Source organism: Caballeronia eucalypticola, assembly GCF_047608185.1.
Taxonomy (GTDB): domain Bacteria; phylum Pseudomonadota; class Gammaproteobacteria; order Burkholderiales; family Burkholderiaceae; genus Caballeronia.
In genome coordinates this window covers 38,461-56,087 of sequence record NZ_JBLKRU010000035.1, presented here as the reverse complement: position 1 = coordinate 56,087, position 17,627 = coordinate 38,461, and the positions used below count along the sequence as shown (strand labels likewise).

Sequence of the window (17,627 nt, the reverse complement as noted above, 5' to 3'; positions counted from 1 at the left end):
GAAAGACCGATAATCTAGCGCGTTTGCGGCATCTCGGCAGGATCGGCGGCGTCAGCGGGTTGACTATCAAGTTGCGTATCAAGTGGATTATCAAGCAGACGTTCGAGACGCATGAGTTCGCCGAGCGACCACGCCTGGAATGGCGTGCCGCCGGGTGTATGCGGCGCGTCGCCATCCGCCACTTCGGAAATATGGTCCAGCCCCGCAGCATGCAGATGGTCGCGCAGGGGCCTGACAAAACGCTCGCGAGCCACGGCTTTCGATGCTTGATCGTCGCCGTGAACCCGCAGCCACGCCGCAACGAACGGCCCCATCAGCCACGGCCAGACCGTGCCCTGATGGTACGCACCATCGCGTTCCAGCGGCGTGCCGGTGTAGCGGCCCTGATAGGCAGGATCATTCGGCGACAAGGTCCTGAGGCCGAGCGGCGTCAGCAAAAGCTGCTCGCATTGATCGACGACCGCGCGTGCGGTGACGCTATTTTCTATCACCGCAAACGGTAGGCCGCCCACGGCAAAAAGCTGGTTCGGACGGATGGCGTGGTCGAGCTTGCCGCGTTGGTGATCGGCATCGATTACGTCGTAGAGCGCACCGCTGGCCGGATCAGTGAAACGTTGCTGAAAAGCCTGCGTGGCACGCGAGGCCGGTTCCGTCCAGCGCGAATTCCATGCGGACCCAATGCGCAACGCGTTGATCCACAGCGCCTGCACTTCGACTGGCTTGCCGATGCGCGGCGTCACCACCCAGTCGCCCACCTTCGCGTCCATCCACGTCAGTTGCACGCCGGGAACGCCGGCTCGCAGCAAGCCATCGTCGGGATCGGCGCCGATCTGGAAACGCGTGCCGCGTGAGTAGCCGTCGAGAATGCCATCGACGGCTTGCTGCAACCGGTCCTGCGCTTCCCGTTCAGCGTGGCCCGTCGCGAGATAGTCGTGCACGGCGATCACAAACCACAATGATGCATCCACCGAGTTGTATTCCGGCGCGCCGCTGTCGGGAAAACGATTCGGCAGCATGCCTTCAGAGAGCGTGCCGGCCCATTCGAGCAAGATGGATTCGGCGTCGGTGTATCGGCCGGATGCGATCAGCAGGCCGCGCATCGCGATGAAGGTGTCGCGGCCCCAGTCCGTGAACCACGGGAAACCGGCGAGGATCGTACTGCCCTTGTTTCGCGCCACGATGTAGGCATCGGCAGAACGATGCAGCGGCGTTGCAAAAGCTGCACGGCGGGCTCGTTCAATGTCAGCGAGCTGCTTCGCGGTATCGACGGCGTTGGTCTTCGCGCCCTCATTCGCGCTCAACACGAGCACCGCTTCGCCAAGCGATAAATCGAACGAAAAGATTCCGGGCGTAGCGAGGTCTTCGTTGAAGTCCATGCCGCGTTCGCGCTCGGCGGTATAGCAGAAATTGCGGTACCAGTCAGGCGCGTGAACATACGATCCATTCGATGCCGCGACCACCGCCGGCACGTCGCCATACGCTTGCCATCGGACCTGATCTCCCGTCGCCGTGTAATTGAAATTGAACGCCGGGTTCTCGTGATGCAGCGCGTGATAGTCGCGGCCGGAAAGCAATGGCCGAACCTTGAGCGTGAATGCCTCGCCGTCGAGCCGCCAGCGCATCACCGTCTGCGCACTTGCCTTCGCGACGAACAGTTCAGCGGTCAGGATATGGTTGTCGCCGACCTGGAAGCGCCACGTGGGCCACGGGTCGGTATCGAAGGAAAGCAGGCTTTCGGAGGGATCCGGCCAGACAGAACCGTCGCCATAACGCTGCATGGACAGCGGAACGCGCGTCTGCCCGGAGGCGTCCTCCAGCCACACTTCCACGCCGTTCACCAGCACCATGCGCCCCGCGGGCGGTTGCGTGGCGGTGAGAAGCAGGGCGTGATATCTGCGGGTCCGTTCAGTGCCCGCCGTGCCGCATGCGAAGCCGCCAAGCGCATCGGCTTCGAGCCACTCGTCGTTGAGACAGCCTTCACTGGCAGGGCATTCGAGGCGTGTCATTTTTGGGGCTGCTGCCGGTAGGCGCGAAGACCCTTGCTGGCTTGCGCCCGGATCTTGTTTTGCACGATCGATGACCAGCCGAGCAGCCAGCCCTTGAGTCCGAGCGCCTGACGGCTCCAGGTCCAGAGATCGAAACTATCCTGATGCTCGACGATCAGGCCATCGCGGATCGCGAAACGCGCGTTGATGCGGTTGATCACCTTGCGCCCGGTCTGCGTGAAACGATAGGTCGCGACCCAGTTCGCCGTCGCGGTCTGGCCGACAGTCTGGATGTTGCTGAAAGTGAGGGAGAATTCAGCGGCGCGCGAAATCAGCATGCGCCACATATCTCCCGCTTCGCGGCCCCGCAACACGCCGAACACCGGATCGCGGAACTCGACATCGGGCGCGTAGCATGCCGCCATCGCCTCGGCGTCGGAACGCTGGAAGGCTTCGTAGAAGCGCTGGATCAACGCGGCGTTCGGGTCCGTCATAGTCGGTCTCGTCCAGAGGGAAATTAGCTGACCGCGGCTACACCAATCTAATTCCGCAGCTTAAACCATGAACATGGAGACTGCGTGAATGATCAGGCCGACCGCACCGCCCACCAGCGTGCCGTTCACGCGGATGAACTGCAAGTCGCGGCCGACGCTCAGTTCCACGTCGCGCACGAGCGTGGCGTCGTCCCAATTGCGCACGGTCGCGGCAATATGCTTGGCAATGCCGTCGCGCAGATCCGGTGCAAGCGATTTGAGCGCGTCGCGCATGTGCTCGTTGATCGACTCGCGCAACGCCGGATCGCTGCCCAGCGCTGCCGCGAACGATGCCGATGCGCCCGTCACTTTTTTGTGCAGCGTCGAATCTGCTTGCGCGAGATCGCGGCGCAGCCAGTCCTTGAATTCGTCCCACAGGCCGTTCACGTAGGTGCGCAATTCCGGGCGTTCCAGCCATTCGCGCTTGTGCTGGTCGATGCGCGCGCGGAATGCCGGGTCCGTTTTCAGGCGTTCGATGAATGCTTCCACCGTCCGGTCGAAAGATTGGCGGCGCTCGTGTTCCGGGTTTTCGCTGATGTCGTGCAGCCACTTGTTTGCGCCGCGAACCAGACCGCCGGCGAACTTGTTGCCGAGATCTTCCGCGCTCAGGCCCACGAAACCGAGCATGCCGATCAGCTTCGGATATTCCTCGCCCGCCACGTCGAGGATTTTTGCGGCGAGAATGGCCTGAACTTCCTCACGGTCTAGCCATTGCGCAAGTTCGCGCAGGCCTTCGTCGAGCAGCATTTGATGGCGCCGGTCCGCCGTCAGCGTGGACAGCAATCCGCCTACCGCGCCCGCCAGGTCGAACTGTTCGGCGCGGCGGCGCAGGGCTTCGTGGAGCATTGTCTTGACGCGTTCATCGTCGACGAAATCGAGCATCTGGGCCGCCGCCGCGACCGCTTTTGCGCCGAGTAATGCCGCGTTCGCCGGTTCGGCCAGCCAGATCGCGAGGCGGCCGGCCGGATCGAAGGCGTTCACGCGGGCAACGAGCGCGTCGGTGCCGAGGAATTTATCGCGGACGAATTCGGCGAGGTTATCGGCCACGCGTGCCTTGTTCGCGGGCAGGATAGCCGTGTGCGGGATCGGCAGCCCGAGCGGGTGGCGGAACAGCGCGACAACCGCGAACCAGTCGGCCAGCGCGCCGACCATGGCGGCTTCGGCGAAAGCCGAGACCCACGCCCAGACGCCGGCGTCGTGCTGGCTCTTGGCGAGCACGAAGAGTGCGGCCGCCGCGACGAGAAGGCCGGCGGCGAACCATTTCATCTTCTTTAGTGCGAGTGCTTTGTCCTGCGTTGCCATCTTGGTCGGGGGGTTTGTTGGTGGAACAAGGGCGCCAGCATACCAGTGACACTGGAGGTCGGTGGATTCGCGGAAGGGGTTTTATGGGTCGAGGTTGGGGTGTTGGGTTCTGGCGTTAGCGGGCAGCGTCAGGGTGGTGTTTTTGGGCGTGGTGGTCGGGGTCTATGCCGGGTTGCTGCTTTCCAGGTCTTCGCAAGTTATATCTTGGCTGATTTCTTTATCACTATTAGCCACTGTGCGTGGCGGCACGTCATTTCTTTTTCCAAAGCGAAAAAGAAACGAAGCAAAGAAAACGCTTTCACCGCTCTACCCTAAGTGTCCACAGCGTGCAGTTCCATTTCATGGGTGCCCCAAAAGCACGGTGCTCGCAAGAGCGGAGGATGTTTGAAACCCTCTTTCTCGCGAATCCTGACAGTAAAACGCTTCGCCCCGTACGCTCTCGGGCAAGCACCCGTGTTCCACGGACCGGCACGGCCTCACGCGTATTTGCCGCTGCGGGGCTTCGCGGGTTAGCTATCAGTTTGCATTGTTATTTTCCGGGTTAGCCTCACGCATTCTGCAGATCCATTTCTCGGAGGTTTAAAAAATGGTTCGGCATGCATCCAAATTTGGAGGTTGGTTTTCCGCGGATAGCGCGGGGTACTCCTTGGGCAGGTTCAGTCGCTAGTGCTTGCCCGAGAGCGTACGGGGCGAAGCGTTTTACTGTCAGGATTCGCGAGAAAGAGGGGTTCAAACATCCGTGGCTCTGGCGAGCACCGTGCTTTTGGGGCACCTATGAAATGGAACTGCACGCTGTGGACACTTAGGGTAGAGCTGTTAAAAGCGTTTTCTTTGCTTCGTTTCTTTGTCGCTTTGGACAAAGAAATGACGCGCCGCCACGCGCAGTGGCTAATAGAGCTAAAAAGATCAATCAGAATAGAACCCGCGAAGACCTGAAAAGCAGCATCCCGGCACTGAACCAGACCGCAAACGCCAGAATCAGGGGCGCCGCGGCATAACCCCACCGCCCACTGCCCACCGCGATCGAATCCTTACAGCCCACCAAGCTGAAGTTCCTGCAGTGCAACCATAGCGGCATCCGCCGATTCTATCGGCACAAAGATGTGATCGTGGTACGCCGCCGCAACTACATTGCAACTGACGTTTGCCTTCCCGAGCGCAGTAGCGAAGGCAGCAGTCAGCCCGACCGCCTGAAGGTCCGAATGGACGGTGAGCGTGATCCAGGCCGCGCGGAATAAGGGCCGTATGCCCGCTCTCGATGCCGCCCCTTCCTCCACGATGATCGTCAGACCCTCTCGTTCGCGGAACGTCGCGATCGGGACGATATTGCCGAGGTCATAGGCAAAAGGCACAGTCGCGTAGACGTACACGCCCGGCTGGCGTTCAGGCGACATGGATGCAAGCAGCGTGTTCAGGTCAGCGATAGGGTTGGTCATGGTTTGTCTATCCTGCAGTTATTTTGTCCACCAGCGAGCCGCGCGATTGGTCAATACACTCTCCTAAAACCACCCTCAAGGAGCAGCCCAAAAATGATTTCCGATCGCAGCGAAGTGACTCGCATGATTCTCGCCGCCAAGGTGAGCAAAGGCCTGAAATGGGCCAACGTGGCGGAGCAAGTCGGCATGAGCAAGGAGTGGGTGACGGCAGGTTGCCTCGGGCAGATGACGTTCTCCAAAGCACAAGCCGAAACCGTCGGCGCCCTCTTCGACCTCTCCGATGAAGCCGTCGCCTGGCTGCAGATTGTGCCCTATAAAGGCTCGTTGCCGACGGCCGTCCCGACCGATCCCCTGATCTATCGATGGTACGAAATAGTGAGCGTTTACGGGACCACGATCAAGGAGCTGATCCACGAGGAATTCGGCGACGGGATCATGAGCGCAATCGATTTTTCGATGGATATCCAGCGCGAACCCGATCCCAAAGGGGACCGGGTCAACGTGGTTTTATCGGGCAAGTTTTTGCCCTACAAGAGCTACTGAGGCGTTACCGAGAAGTCACTGCACCGCCTCGGCCGTCTCCGTCCCGCGCTCGAGCACCGGCCGCAGCGCGGCGCCCGTATGACTGCGGGGATTCTTCGAGAGCGTATCCGGATCGGTCGCGGCCACGATCGATCCGCCTTCCGTGCCGCCCTCAGGCCCGAGATCGATCACCCAGTCGGCTTCGGCTATCACATCCAGATCGTGCTCGATCACGACCACCGAATGCCCGCCATCCACCAGCCGATGCAGCACGCGAATCAGCTTCGCGACGTCGGCCATATGCAGGCCAACCGTGGGTTCATCGAGCACATACAGCGTATGCGGCGCCTTCTGCCCACGCTTGCCAATATCGTCCCTCACCTTCGACAACTCCGTCACCAGCTTGATCCGCTGCGCCTCGCCGCCTGACAACGTGGGCGATGGCTGCCCAAGCGTCAGATAACCCAGCCCCACATCCTTCATGAGTTGCAGCGGATGCGAGATGCTGGTCATCGCGGAGAAGAACTCGACGGCCTCGTCGATCTCCATGGTCAGCACTTCGCCAATGTTCTTGCCGCGCCACGTCACCGCCAGCGTTTCCGGATTGAAGCGCTGTCCGTGGCAGACGTCGCACGGCACCTTGACGTCGGGCAGGAAGCTCATCGCGATAGTGCGCACGCCCTGGCCCTCGCAGGCCGGGCAGCGGCCGTCGCCGGTGTTGAAGGAGAAGCGCGATGCCGTGTAACCCCGCGCACGCGATTCGAGCGTGTCCGCGAACAGCTTGCGGATGGTGTCCCACATGCCGATATACGTCGCCGGGCACGATCGCGGCGTCTTGCCGATCGGTGTCTGATCGACTTCAAGCACACGGTCGATGGTCTCGAACCCTGTCACCTCCGTGCACCCTTGCCAACGATGCGTGACGTCGAACTTGGCGCGCGGCGCCTCGCGTGACAAAACGCTCGAACGATTGCGCGCGGGCATGTCGGCTTGCGCGGTTTTACGCGCGCGGCGCGTAGCCGGCGACGACAGAACCGAGCGGCCCACGGCATCGAGCAGGTTGGTCATCAGCACGTCACGCGCGAGCGTGGACTTGCCGGAACCGCTCACGCCCGTAATAGCAATCAGGCGGCCGAGCGGCATGCTCGCGGTGACGTTGCGCAGGTTGTGCAGCGTCGCGCCATGAACCGTGAGCCAGTTCTCGGGCGTGGCGGCGCGTTTCGCGGTCGCGGTTTTTACATCGCGGCGTGCTTGCAACGGATGCTGGATCGGGTTCGCCAGATACTGCCCCGTGAGGGAATCCGGTTGCGCCGCGAGATCGGCCACGTTGCCTTGCGCGACGACCGTGCCACCGCGTTTCCCCGCTCCCGGGCCAATATCGATGATGTGATCCGCGCGGCGAATCGTGTCCTCGTCGTGCTCAACCACCACCAGCGTGTTGCCCTTGTCACCGAGTTTCTTCAGCGCGTCCAGCAGGATCTTGTTGTCACGCGGATGCAAACCGATAGTCGGTTCATCCAGCACATAACATACGCCCTGCAGGTTGCTGCCGAGTTGCGCGGCGAGGCGAATGCGCTGCGCTTCGCCGCCCGACAACGTGGGCGCCGCACGATCCAGGCTCAGATAACCAAGGCCGACTTCTTCGAGGAAGAGCAAGCGGCCTTCAATTTCACTGACCACGTCGCGGGCGATATCCGCATCGCGGCCCTTGAGCTTCAGCTTCTTGATCCAGCCACGCGTTGCGCTGACCGTCCAGCGGCCGACTTCGGTTATCGGCTGATTGCCAAACGTCACCGCACGCGCAACTTCGTTCAGGCGCGTGCCGTTGCAATCCGGGCACGGTTGATCGACGACATCGTCCGGTTCCTGTTGCGCCGATGGAATCGTCTGCTCTCGGCCACGGCCGTCATCGGAGATCACGGTGTCGTCATAGACTTCGCGCTGTTCGCGTGTGAGCGTGACACCCGTCCCCACGCAGGTGTTGCACCAGCCGTGCTTGCTGTTGTACGAGAACATGCGCGGGTCGAGTTCGGGGTAACTCGTGCCACAAACCGGACACGCGCGTTTGGTTGAGAACACGCGAATCTCGCCAACGTGCTTTGTTCCCTTCTTGCCGCCATTCAGTGCGCCATGCAGGTCGTCGAGCGGAGCAAGCAAATGCATCACGCCCTTGCCCAGTTCGAGCGTTTCCAGCAGCATCGCTTTCAGCGTGGTTTCATCGCTGGCGCTGACAACCAGGTCGCCAACCGGCAACTCGATCGTGTGCTCCTTGAAGCGATCGATCTTTGGCCACGGATCGACAGCAAGGAACTCGCCGTCCACGCGCAAATGCGTGTGACCGCGTGTCTTCGCCCACTTCGCGAGGTCGGTGTAAATCCCCTTGCGGTTCACCACGAGCGGCGCGAGCAAGCCAATATGCTGACCTTTGAAATCCCGCATGATCTGCGCGACGATCGATTCCGGGCTCTGCGCCGTCACCGGCGCGCCGTCATGGATGCAATGCTGGATGCCGAGCTTCACATACAGAAGCCGCAGGAAGTGCCAGACTTCCGACGTGGTCGCGACCGTGCTCTTACGGCCGCCACGCGATAAACGCTGTTCGATAGCCACCGTCGGCGGAATGCCGTAGACAGCGTCCACTTCAGGACGCCCGGCCGGCTGAACGATCGAACGCGCATACGCATTCAGCGATTCCAGATAACGGCGCTGGCCTTCGTGAAAGAGGATATCGAATGCTAATGTGGACTTGCCCGAGCCCGATACACCCGTAATCACGTTGAACTTGCCGTGCGGGATATCGACGTCGAGCGACTTCAGGTTGTGCTCGCGTGCGTTGACAATACGCACCACGTCTTCGCCCTGCAATGCGCGCCGCGCCGCCGCGACTTCCGCGGCCAGTTGCAGCGGAACCCCCGACATGCGCTTCTGCGCCGCGCCCGGCGCCATGGCCTCTTCGTAGTCGAGCAGTGCACGGCCGGTATGCGATTGTTCGCACGCCGAAACATCGTCCGGCGTGCCGACGCAGACCACCAGACCGCCTGCATCGCCGCCTTCCGGACCGAGATCGATGATCCAGTCGGCCGCGCGGATCACGTCGAGATTGTGCTCGATCACGATCAGCGAATGGCCGCGCTCCAGCAAGCGCCGCAGCGCTTGCATCAGCTTGGCGATATCGTCGAAATGGAGACCCGTTGTGGGCTCGTCGAACATGAACAGGCGGCCCGGCAGGTTGCCGCTCGCCTGCGCCGTTTCCGCGAGGAACCCCGCCAGTTTCAGGCGCTGCGCTTCACCGCCCGACAGCGTGGGAACCGGTTGCCCGAGCTTCACATATTCCAGTCCAACGTCAACGATTGGCTGCAATACCCGCAGCACTTCCTTGTCTTTTGCAAAACAAACAACGGCTTCGCTGACGGTCAGGTCGAGCACATCCGCGACGCTGAGCGACTTGCCGTCGCGCTCGATCTGGACATCGAGGATTTCCGCCCGATACCGCCGCCCATCGCAATCCGGACAACGCAAATAGACGTCGCTCAGGAACTGCATCTCGACGTGTTCGAAGCCCGAACCGCCGCATGTCGGGCAACGGCCATCGCCGGAATTAAAGCTGAACATGCCTGCGCTATAACCCCGTTGCGCGGCCAGCGGCGCTTTTGCAAACAGCTTGCGAATCTCGTCGAACGCGCCGACATAACTCGCCGGATTGGAGCGCGCGGTGCGGCCGATCGGCGATTGATCGACGAAGATCACTTCGCTCAACGCGTCCGCGCCCTTCAATCCGCGGAATGCGCCCGGCGATTCGGTCGCCTTGCCGAAATGACGCAGCAACGCGGGGGCGAGCACGTCCTGGATCAGCGTCGATTTGCCCGACCCCGATACACCCGTCACGCACACCAGCCGCTGCAACGGAATCTCGACTGTGACATCACGCAGGTTATGTTCAGTCGCACCTTCGAGCAGAAGCCTTGGCGTCTTCGCATCGACTGCACGACGCTGCCAGTTCGATGCATGCGCCACGTGCTTGCGGCCACCGAGGTAGGCGCCGGTCAACGTGTCGCTATGCTCGATATCGTTCGGCGGCCCGTCATAGACAATCTCGCCGCCGCGTTCGCCCGGCCCCGGACCCATGTCGATAAGACGATCCGCCGCGAGCATCACCGACGGATCGTGCTCCACCACCACGAGCGTATTTCCCGCATCGCGCAAGCGGTGCATGGCTTCGACAATGCGGTTCAGGTCGCGCGGATGCAAGCCGATGCTGGGTTCATCGAGCACAAAAAGCGTGTTCACCAGCGACGTGCCAAGCGCGGTCGTCAGGTTGATCCGCTGCACTTCGCCGCCGGACAGCGTGCGGCTCTGGCGATCCAGCGTGAGGTAACCGAGGCCGACATCGCAGAGGTATTTCAGGCGCGTGCGGACTTCGTTATGCAGGAGCTTGAGCGCGTCGTCGAGCAGCGTGCTCGGCAACGTCAGCGAGTCGAAGAAGCGGCGAATCCGGTCGATCGGCATCAGCATCAAGTCGTGCAACGTAAGCCCCGGCAGCGCTTCGAGTTGCGGCCGCGTCCACTGCACGCCAGCCGGCAGAAAACGATCGGCGGGCTTCAGCACGGCATCGGCTTGCTCCTTCGTACCGAGACGCCATAACAGCGCTTCAGTCTTGAGGCGCGCGCCCTCGCACGTCGGACATTTCGTATAGCTGCGATATTTCGACAACAACACGCGGATGTGCATCTTGTACGCTTTCGATTCGAGGTAATCGAAGAAACGCTGCACCCCGTACCACTGGTTTTGCCACTTGCCAGTCCAGTCGGGCGAACCACCAATCACCCAGTCGCGTTCCTTCTGCGTGAGTTCGCTCCAGGGCACGCCGAGGCGAATGCCGGCCTTCGCGCCGTAGCGCAACAGGTCGTCCTGATTCTCTTTCCATGCCGGCGTTTGCAGGGTCTTGACCGCGCCCTCGCGCAGCGTCTTGCGCTCGTCGGGAATCACCAGGCCGAGATCCACGCCGATCACCCGGCCGAAACCGCGACACGTTTCGCACGCGCCATACGCCGAGTTGAACGAGAACAACGCGGGTTGCGGATCGGCATAGCGGATATCGCTTTCCGGGCTGTGCAAGCCGGTGGAGAAGCGCCACGTTGGCACGTCGTTTGTTTCAGGCGTTTCCTCACCCGGCTCCGGCAGCACGTAAATGTTCACACGCCCTGTGCCGCGCAGCAGCGCACTTTCAATCGCCTCCAGCGCCCGCGACCGCTCCGTCTTCTGCAAGCGGAACCGGTCGGCGACCACGTCGAGCATTTGCCGGCCATCGACATGCCGCTTGGCCTGCACGCGCGTATAGCCGCTGGCGGAAAGCCACTGCGCGACTTCTTCGTCACTCGCGGACTCAGGCAGTTCCACCGGAAACGTGATCGCAATCCGCGGATCACTCGCCTTCGTGCGCTCGAGCAATTCGACGTAGATCGTCTCCGGCGTGTCGTGCCGGACCTGATGCGAGGTCTTTTTATCGAAGAGCTCGGCGGCGCGTGCGTAGAACAGCTTCAGGTGATCGTTCAGCTCGGTCATGGTGCCGACGGTCGAGCGCGAACTGCGCACCGGATTCGTCTGATCGATGGCAATAGCCGGCGGCACGCCGTCCACGCGATCCACCTGCGGACGGTCCATCCGGTCGAGAAATTGCCGCGCATAAGCACTAAACGTTTCGACGTAGCGACGCTGGCCTTCGGCATAAAGCGTATCGAACACCAGGCTCGATTTGCCCGAGCCCGAAGGACCGGTCACCACGGTCATCTGACCCGTGTAAAGGTCAAGATCGATGTTCTTGAGATTGTGCTGGCGAGCGCCGCGAATGCGGATTGCGTTGTTGGATGCCAATTTTTCCTAACCGGTTCAATGAGTTAGATCGTCCGCCAAGTGGCACTTGGGCGAAGCGTGGCTCGCGCTGAGGAGCCGCCGTTCGACACGCATTAGCGAGATAACGGCCGATGAAGTCGACACTGTACACCCATACAGTGTTTTCGACAGGCCCGGCCATCGAAGAAGAGGACGCGGAAATGCGGCGTTGAGGGACGCGTTTGGGCAGGCAATCGAACAAGGTGCACCCGGAGGCTTCCGGGTGCAAAAAGCGCTAGAACGATACGGCAGCACGCAAGCTGGCAACCGCTGCAGCGTTCAAACGTATTTGATAGTTCTGCGAGTAATTGAGGGTGAATCCCGACGTGCCGGGTATTGCCTGCACGTACGCGTTGCCGCCCTGCACCGTACCGGACTTGATCAAACTGCCTACGTAGACGTTGCCGTTAAGCTGGTAGTAGGTCCGATATGTCGGTGTCGTCAGGTTTGGGCGCACGTTCGACGATACATAGGTCGTGAGGCCATTGATTGTCGATATGCTGCCGTTGCTGAGCGTATAGACCGTCGCGTCGGAATTCGACGTAATGCCTCCCGCTGCCATCAGCGCCGCGATCGTCGTGCCACTTGCTACCGGCACTGGCACATTGCCGGTCGTGGCACCCGTATAGTCCCCGACCGTGTAAAGGTCACCGATCTGCGTGCTGGTGTATTTGTCGTAGGCAGAGCCCGCATTCCAGGTAACCGTTGCACTGAGCAACAACGGGTTGGAATAAAGCGCGTTGAAAAATTGCGCGAACTCTGACGGTGCCGCGGCGACCGCCCCCGTTAGCGGCACCACCGAATAATTCGAACGGAGCGAACTGGCGACAGCCGTTACGTTGTCCGCAGCAAGCCCGTCGGTCCGGACCCCTGTTCCCTGGTAACTCATGTAGCTCTGCGACGTCGAGCCGACGAGAATCACGCCGTTGACCATGTAACGCGCGGCTGTTGCCACTGGCAAACCGAGCGAATTTGCAATTGACGTAGGTGAAGTCTCAATGAGCTTTTGCGCGCCGGCTGTCAATGGCGACGCGGCAATTGACGCGTGCTCCTCTATCAGGAAATTCACGCCACTCACCGGGATACCCGCGCCGGGCAAATCCCACTGCAAATTATATGAAGCATTTGGCGCAAGCACGAATTGTTCAGACGCGGCTTGATCGGCACTGAGCGCCACCGTATTCGCAGAGGGACTCACATCGCTGCCGCCCCCACAGGCAGCCAGGAACGCTGACAGACCGAACGCAATGAGCGCCCCTCGCAGACCGATAGTTTTCATTTTCCTTACCCGTAGTTTTAATTTATTGTTTTGAGTGTATTTTTAATGCCGACTCGAATTCGGCTTTTTAATTACAGATTACTTTCCGCAAAATGGGCTCTCGCTGGTTATTAAAATGCTTTTAGCGAACCGGGAAAATATCTGATGTTGTCGCGAGTGTCCAGCCTTCAATTACGACCCGACAAGGCTTAATCCAAAAGAGCGTGCCGGGCGACCTGAAAAACTTCGGGTGACGAAGGCAGGAGAAAATACGCCGAAGGACTCACGCTCCCATGCGCGACTGTTGATGGAGTCGAAGGATAAATCGAGGATCATATCAATCCCGGGCGCCAGAACCTCAGGCGGTTCGCCGAACTCATGCTATGGATAACTCATCTTTTTCTGAATTTTTCCCGGCCTCCCCGCTATCTCTTGCAGTGGTCCACAAAACACGACCGTGCCGCTATCCGAACCTTCCGTTCTGGCACGCGGCAGTTTGCTCAATTGCTTCCTCGGTAAAGTTCCCGCATCTGCGCTGCCTGGGCGCTGTTCTGAAAATCTGCCAACTCGCGCTCCACTTGCTCGCGTGTCAATCCTGAGGAAGCCGAAGGTGTCAGTGCGATGGGCGAAACCGCGGCCCCTTGATCCTGCGAGGCAGCGCCAGCCGCCATCGATTGCGCCTGATCGGTCGCTGATTGGGCAAAGCATCCATCTGCTGCGACGCCAGCCATCAGGGCAAGGCCGACGGCGATCGATTGATGAAATTTCATGGGTGTTCTCCTTTGGCGTTTAAGAGATCGGCTTGCGCATCGTTTTGCCGACCGGCCGACAGCAGTCTTCCCACAAACCACTCGATGAATGCTCTCTGAGCGCTGCTGTCATAGTCATTCTTGGTCGGGCGACTCGCTGTTGCAACGCACATGCGTAGGCAACGGACAAGTCATCCGCGCGAAAGATGTATGCACTCCCGTTGACCGGTCCGGGTGAAGTCCGAGGTAGCCGCCTTCCATGACCGGGCTGCTCGCCAAGCCGTCCAGATGCGGACAAAAACACATCACGTTGCTTGATACATTTGTGGCTGATGGACGGGATGGCGACCTGCTATTCTGTTTTAATCGCGATGTGGCCAGAACCTGTCCAACTCCTGGTGCGCCAATCAAGCTTCTCGATTCCGCGCACTATCCGCCCACGGCAGCTTTCCTGATCAAGCAGCCTTATGAGACCGTCAGACTTCGTGGTGCGCAAGTTCAGGTCGGCGGCTTTAGAGCGCGCGTTTCGCCGGGACTATGCACGTCGCTACGCTGGTCAACGCAGGATTGCCTCGGCCATCTTCACGCTCATATGGGTCTATTTTGTTATCCGTGATTTGTCCCGGCCGGACGCGCTGGATCCCGCCGACCTCTACCACCATCAACTTGTCTACCTGAGACTTGTCACCGCCGTGGTTATGTCGGTGGCGGTGGGATTGTTGTGGGGACGACGCGCCTATGACGAACGCTGGGCAGTCGCATTACTTAGCGTATGGACGCTGAGCTGTTGGTTCACCTTGTTGCGGATGATGGAGATTGCCCTGATCGAGCAAGCGTGGCGGTCCGTTTTCCCCATCCTGTCTTTAGTCCTTTTCATGATATTCACGTCGTACCGGCTTCGTGCCATCACGGCAATATGGTTAGTTTTGCTATGCGTTACGTCATTTCACCTTACGCTTTACTGGTGGCCGAGGGGTCCTATTAAAACGCAATGGGCTGACTGGGTTACCCGTGGGACCATGCTCGATATGACGTATGCCATTGGCGCTGTCGTCAGCATTCCATTGGAACGCGCCGCACGGCGCGAATTCATGTCCCGGCGGACGCTACGCGCAGCCAAGGCACGCGTTGACGCGACATCCCGCATAGTCAAGCAGCAAAATGAACGTATGAAAGATCTGGTTAAAGAAAAGGAGCGGTTCTTTTCATCGGCTTACCACGACATCCAGCAGCCTCTCGCCGCGATCAACCTGTTCATCCGTAGCGCGCGGGTGAAACTCGACGACAAACACGCCGCGAGTCATGACCTTGATGTCATCGAAGAAACCGCGCGCGATATCCTCGACATGTTCAAGGACATTCAGGACTACAGCGAGCTGGGCTCTTACACCCCACACAAGGTGCCAGTCGACACGCAGGCAGTGCTGACGGAGGTCTTTCAGCAATACCTTGAGCCTGCAAAATCGCGAGGCATCGAGTTGAGAATCGGCGCACGCCGGCACGCCCCGCCGCCCATTGAAACGGATCGCTCCCTGTTCAAGCGGGCACTGTCCAATTTCGTATCGAATGCGATCAAGAACACCCCCGCGGGCGGTGTCGTGATCGGCTGGGTGGAGATCGGGGAACGCCTTCGCATCGACGTGCGCGATACGGGCGTTGGCATTGCGCCTGCACATAGGGAAGCAATATTCACCGAGTATTATCAGATCAACAATCCGGGGCGCGACCGCTCGAAGGGGCTGGGACTCGGGTTGTCTATCGTGCATAGGGTGATAGGTATCTTGCCGAAGCACAGCATGAGTTTCTGGTCGGCCGAAGGGCGCGGGTCGCGCTTTTCCCTGTACGCACCAATTTCCGAAACGGCACCTGTCACTGCCACAGACGATCAAAGAAGCGTTGCCTCCACGTCCGTCCTCCAGGGCCGATACGTCCTGCTATGCGACGACGAACCGAACGTTCTCGAGGGCCTGCGGCGCTTGTTCCTCAGTGCGGGCGCGCTGGTGGATACCGCTGAATCGATGGCGGGATTCGAAACCATCATGGTCGATGACGGCCGCATACCCGACATCCTCGTCACCGATATCCGGCTGCGCGACGGACCAACCGGCATCGAAGTTGCGGAACGGATCCGGCGGCATTTCGCCTGGGCGGGCGTGCTCCCCGTCGCGTTCATCACGGGCGAACTGGTGTCCCCGCGCGCGCTTCGCGATTTCGCCGAACCGTTCGTTCTGCTCCGGAAATCTTCCGCGCCAGAAAACACGCTCGCCGAAATCAGCCGGTTCGTGGCCGCTCAACAGTCGACAGTGCTCGATCCAGCGCTGGATCCGTGACGGGCGGGACACCGAGTTTGATCCCTCTATCCGCCAGCATGACAATGAGTTCCGTACGGCGCCGCAGATTGAAATGCGCGAGCAGATGACTGACGTATTTCCGGACCGTGATGTCCTCGAGCCCCATTTTCAGCGCAATCGCCTTGGACGGAAGTCCGCGCACGAGCCACGCCAATGTCTCGAACTCTCTCGGCGTCAGTTTCAGCTCGGACGCGGTGCTCATGTCCGAATTGACGCTCGGCCGAGTGTTTCCCGGTTCTCCGGGTTCATGCGCAGGAGCTTCGTCCGTGCCCATGTCACGCCTGAGCCTCGCAATGCTGGCGGCGGGCAGGAATACGCCCCCGGCAAGCACCGCGCTGATGGCGGCGTGAAGTGCTTCGGGTGGCGATGATTTGGGTACGTATCCCATGGCGCGAAGTTCGATGCATCGCGTAATGGTTTCCACGCTCTCGTCAGCCGAGATCACGATCACCGGTAACGACGGCCGTGACTCCTTCAATTCGGCTAGTGCGCTGCAACCGTGGCCATCGGGAAGATCGAGATCGAGAAAAACGATATTCAGCATTTCCCCGAGCGCATGACGCATCCCTTGCGACAGGGTGCTTGCGTGCAGCAACTCGATATCCGGAAAGAGGTCTTTCAGCAGCAGCGCCAATCCGGCCCTGAACAGCTCGTGATCATCAACGATCAGTACGCGCATGCCGTTGTCTCCCGGGAAGACTGTCGAGGGGAGCTGCAATTACACATTCGGATACTACACGCAGTGCAGCATGTCACGAACCGCCATGGTTTGATCAGACGAATGAATGGCGGTCGAGTACGGTGAATTGTCTGAGAGACGGGTGCGGAATTAACCCCCCGAGTGCGAACGAAACCCCATCTACGATACAAACGGCAGCTTCACATCGCGCGCCGCATCAAGCATCGACAAGGTGATCTTCCGGACCTCCAACTTGCTCTGCGTGATATGCGCGCGCAACAGAATAGTTGCCTCAGTCAACCGGCTACGCTCTATAAGATGCAGCATGGTCGAGTGCTCGTCATAGGTCGCACTGGTCCGATGAGGCTTAAGAAAATCCAGCCGCCGCACAATGCGGATACGCTCCGTGACGTCGTTATGCACGCGCACCATCTCGGCATTGCCGGTAGCCGCCACAATCTGCCGATGAAAATTTTCGTCCATGCCGAACATTTTCACCGGATCGGCTTCACGCGCTTCCGGCTCGACGCACCAGATTGCCTTGAGCGCATCAATAGCCCGACGCGCTGTTTCGCTTCCCGACGTCAACCGTTCAAGCGCCGCCACTTCAAGCACGATACGCAGGTCATAAAGCTGATCCATCTGATCGAAGTCGATTCGCGCAACCTTCCATCCGCGCCGGAAACCAACCTCCAGATAACCCTCGCGTTGCAGCCGGAACAAACCGTCGCGCATCGGCGTGCGCGATACACCGTAGTACTGCGCAATCCCATTCTCCGAAAAGCGATCACCCGGGAATAGACGGAAGTTGAAGATATCAGTCTTCAACCGCTGATAAACCTGCTCGGCAAGCGGATTGGCGGCGCTCGGCTCGATTGCTTCAATACCTGTTTCAATTGTCTCTTCCGACATGAGGATTCCCC

11 protein-coding genes are annotated in these 17,627 nt (G+C 60.1%); 2 read left to right on the top strand and 9 right to left on the bottom strand.

Annotated elements, in window-relative coordinates; genetic code table 11:
* Window positions 1-14: 14 nt before the first annotated feature.
* From ACMX25_RS29935 to ACMX25_RS29920, 4 genes are all read right to left on the bottom strand, one after another.
* Window positions 15-2,006: an amylo-alpha-1,6-glucosidase gene (locus ACMX25_RS29935; protein WP_414953467.1), complete on the bottom strand. Its 1,992-nt coding sequence runs from the start codon at window positions 2,004-2,006 to the stop codon at window positions 15-17.
* Complete coding sequence (locus ACMX25_RS29930) at window positions 2,003-2,479, bottom strand: nuclear transport factor 2 family protein (RefSeq protein ID WP_414953468.1); 477 nt, start codon at window positions 2,477-2,479, stop codon at window positions 2,003-2,005. The genes ACMX25_RS29935 and ACMX25_RS29930 overlap by 4 nt, the downstream gene beginning before the upstream one ends.
* A 60-nt stretch (window positions 2,480-2,539) precedes the next feature.
* The gene (locus tag ACMX25_RS29925; protein WP_414953469.1) at window positions 2,540-3,820 is read right to left on the bottom strand and encodes a DUF445 domain-containing protein; all 1,281 of its coding nucleotides are present in this window, start codon (window positions 3,818-3,820) and stop codon (window positions 2,540-2,542) included.
* A 1,031-nt stretch (window positions 3,821-4,851) separates the two neighbouring features.
* Complete coding sequence (locus tag ACMX25_RS29920; RefSeq protein WP_414953564.1) at window positions 4,852-5,256, bottom strand: ACT domain-containing protein; 405 nt, start codon at window positions 5,254-5,256, stop codon at window positions 4,852-4,854.
* 93 nt (window positions 5,257-5,349) lie between these two features.
* Here ACMX25_RS29920 and cynS point away from each other — a divergent pair, with 93 nt between their 5' ends.
* The gene (gene cynS / locus ACMX25_RS29915; RefSeq protein ID WP_414953563.1) at window positions 5,350-5,799 is read left to right on the top strand and encodes a cyanase; all 450 of its coding nucleotides are present in this window, start codon (window positions 5,350-5,352) and stop codon (window positions 5,797-5,799) included.
* Window positions 5,800-5,814: 15 nt separating this feature from the next.
* On the opposite strand, the gene uvrA is transcribed toward cynS, so the two are convergent.
* From uvrA to ACMX25_RS29900, 3 genes are all read right to left on the bottom strand, one after another.
* On the bottom strand, window positions 5,815-11,649 hold the full coding sequence (gene uvrA, locus ACMX25_RS29910) for an excinuclease ABC subunit UvrA (RefSeq protein ID WP_414953562.1): 5,835 nt from the start codon (window positions 11,647-11,649) through the stop codon (window positions 5,815-5,817).
* A 253-nt stretch (window positions 11,650-11,902) separates the two neighbouring features.
* Window positions 11,903-12,946, bottom strand: a complete 1,044-nt coding sequence (locus ACMX25_RS29905) for a hypothetical protein (protein WP_414953561.1) — start codon at window positions 12,944-12,946, stop codon at window positions 11,903-11,905.
* A 479-nt stretch (window positions 12,947-13,425) separates the two neighbouring features.
* Window positions 13,426-13,695 (bottom strand): hypothetical protein, encoded by a 270-nt coding sequence (locus tag ACMX25_RS29900; RefSeq protein WP_414953560.1) that lies wholly within the window; start codon window positions 13,693-13,695, stop codon window positions 13,426-13,428.
* Window positions 13,696-14,141: 446 nt separating this feature from the next.
* Between ACMX25_RS29900 and ACMX25_RS29895 the strand changes: the two genes are divergently transcribed.
* On the top strand, window positions 14,142-16,004 hold the full coding sequence (locus ACMX25_RS29895) for an ATP-binding protein (RefSeq protein WP_414953559.1): 1,863 nt from the start codon (window positions 14,142-14,144) through the stop codon (window positions 16,002-16,004).
* Here the strand turns inward: ACMX25_RS29895 and ACMX25_RS29890 are convergent.
* Together ACMX25_RS29890 and ACMX25_RS29885 are read right to left on the bottom strand one after the other, a co-directional pair.
* A complete protein-coding gene (locus ACMX25_RS29890) occupies window positions 15,946-16,704 on the bottom strand; it encodes a response regulator transcription factor (protein WP_414953558.1) in 759 nt (252 codons plus the stop codon). The two genes, ACMX25_RS29895 and ACMX25_RS29890, sit on opposite strands and share 59 nt — an antisense overlap.
* Before the next feature lie 180 nt (window positions 16,705-16,884).
* A complete protein-coding gene (locus tag ACMX25_RS29885) occupies window positions 16,885-17,616 on the bottom strand; it encodes a GntR family transcriptional regulator (RefSeq protein ID WP_414953557.1) in 732 nt (243 codons plus the stop codon).
* Window positions 17,617-17,627: the final 11 nt, after the last annotated feature.

Coding starts and splice junctions, on each gene's coding strand:
- ACMX25_RS29935 (WP_414953467.1), bottom strand. CDS start 2,006: ATGACACGCCTCGAATGCCCTGCCAGTGAAGGCTGTCTCAACGACGAG.
- cynS (WP_414953563.1), top strand. CDS start 5,350: ATGATTTCCGATCGCAGCGAAGTGACTCGCATGATTCTCGCCGCCAAG.
- ACMX25_RS29895 (WP_414953559.1), top strand. CDS start 14,142: ATGAGACCGTCAGACTTCGTGGTGCGCAAGTTCAGGTCGGCGGCTTTA.
- ACMX25_RS29890 (WP_414953558.1), bottom strand. CDS start 16,704: ATGCGCGTACTGATCGTTGATGATCACGAGCTGTTCAGGGCCGGATTG.
- ACMX25_RS29900 (WP_414953560.1), bottom strand. CDS start 13,695: ATGAAATTTCATCAATCGATCGCCGTCGGCCTTGCCCTGATGGCTGGC.
- ACMX25_RS29925 (WP_414953469.1), bottom strand. CDS start 3,820: ATGGCAACGCAGGACAAAGCACTCGCACTAAAGAAGATGAAATGGTTC.
- ACMX25_RS29920 (WP_414953564.1), bottom strand. CDS start 5,256: ATGACCAACCCTATCGCTGACCTGAACACGCTGCTTGCATCCATGTCG.
- ACMX25_RS29885 (WP_414953557.1), bottom strand. CDS start 17,616: ATGTCGGAAGAGACAATTGAAACAGGTATTGAAGCAATCGAGCCGAGC.
- ACMX25_RS29930 (WP_414953468.1), bottom strand. CDS start 2,479: ATGACGGACCCGAACGCCGCGTTGATCCAGCGCTTCTACGAAGCCTTC.
- ACMX25_RS29905 (WP_414953561.1), bottom strand. CDS start 12,946: ATGAAAACTATCGGTCTGCGAGGGGCGCTCATTGCGTTCGGTCTGTCA.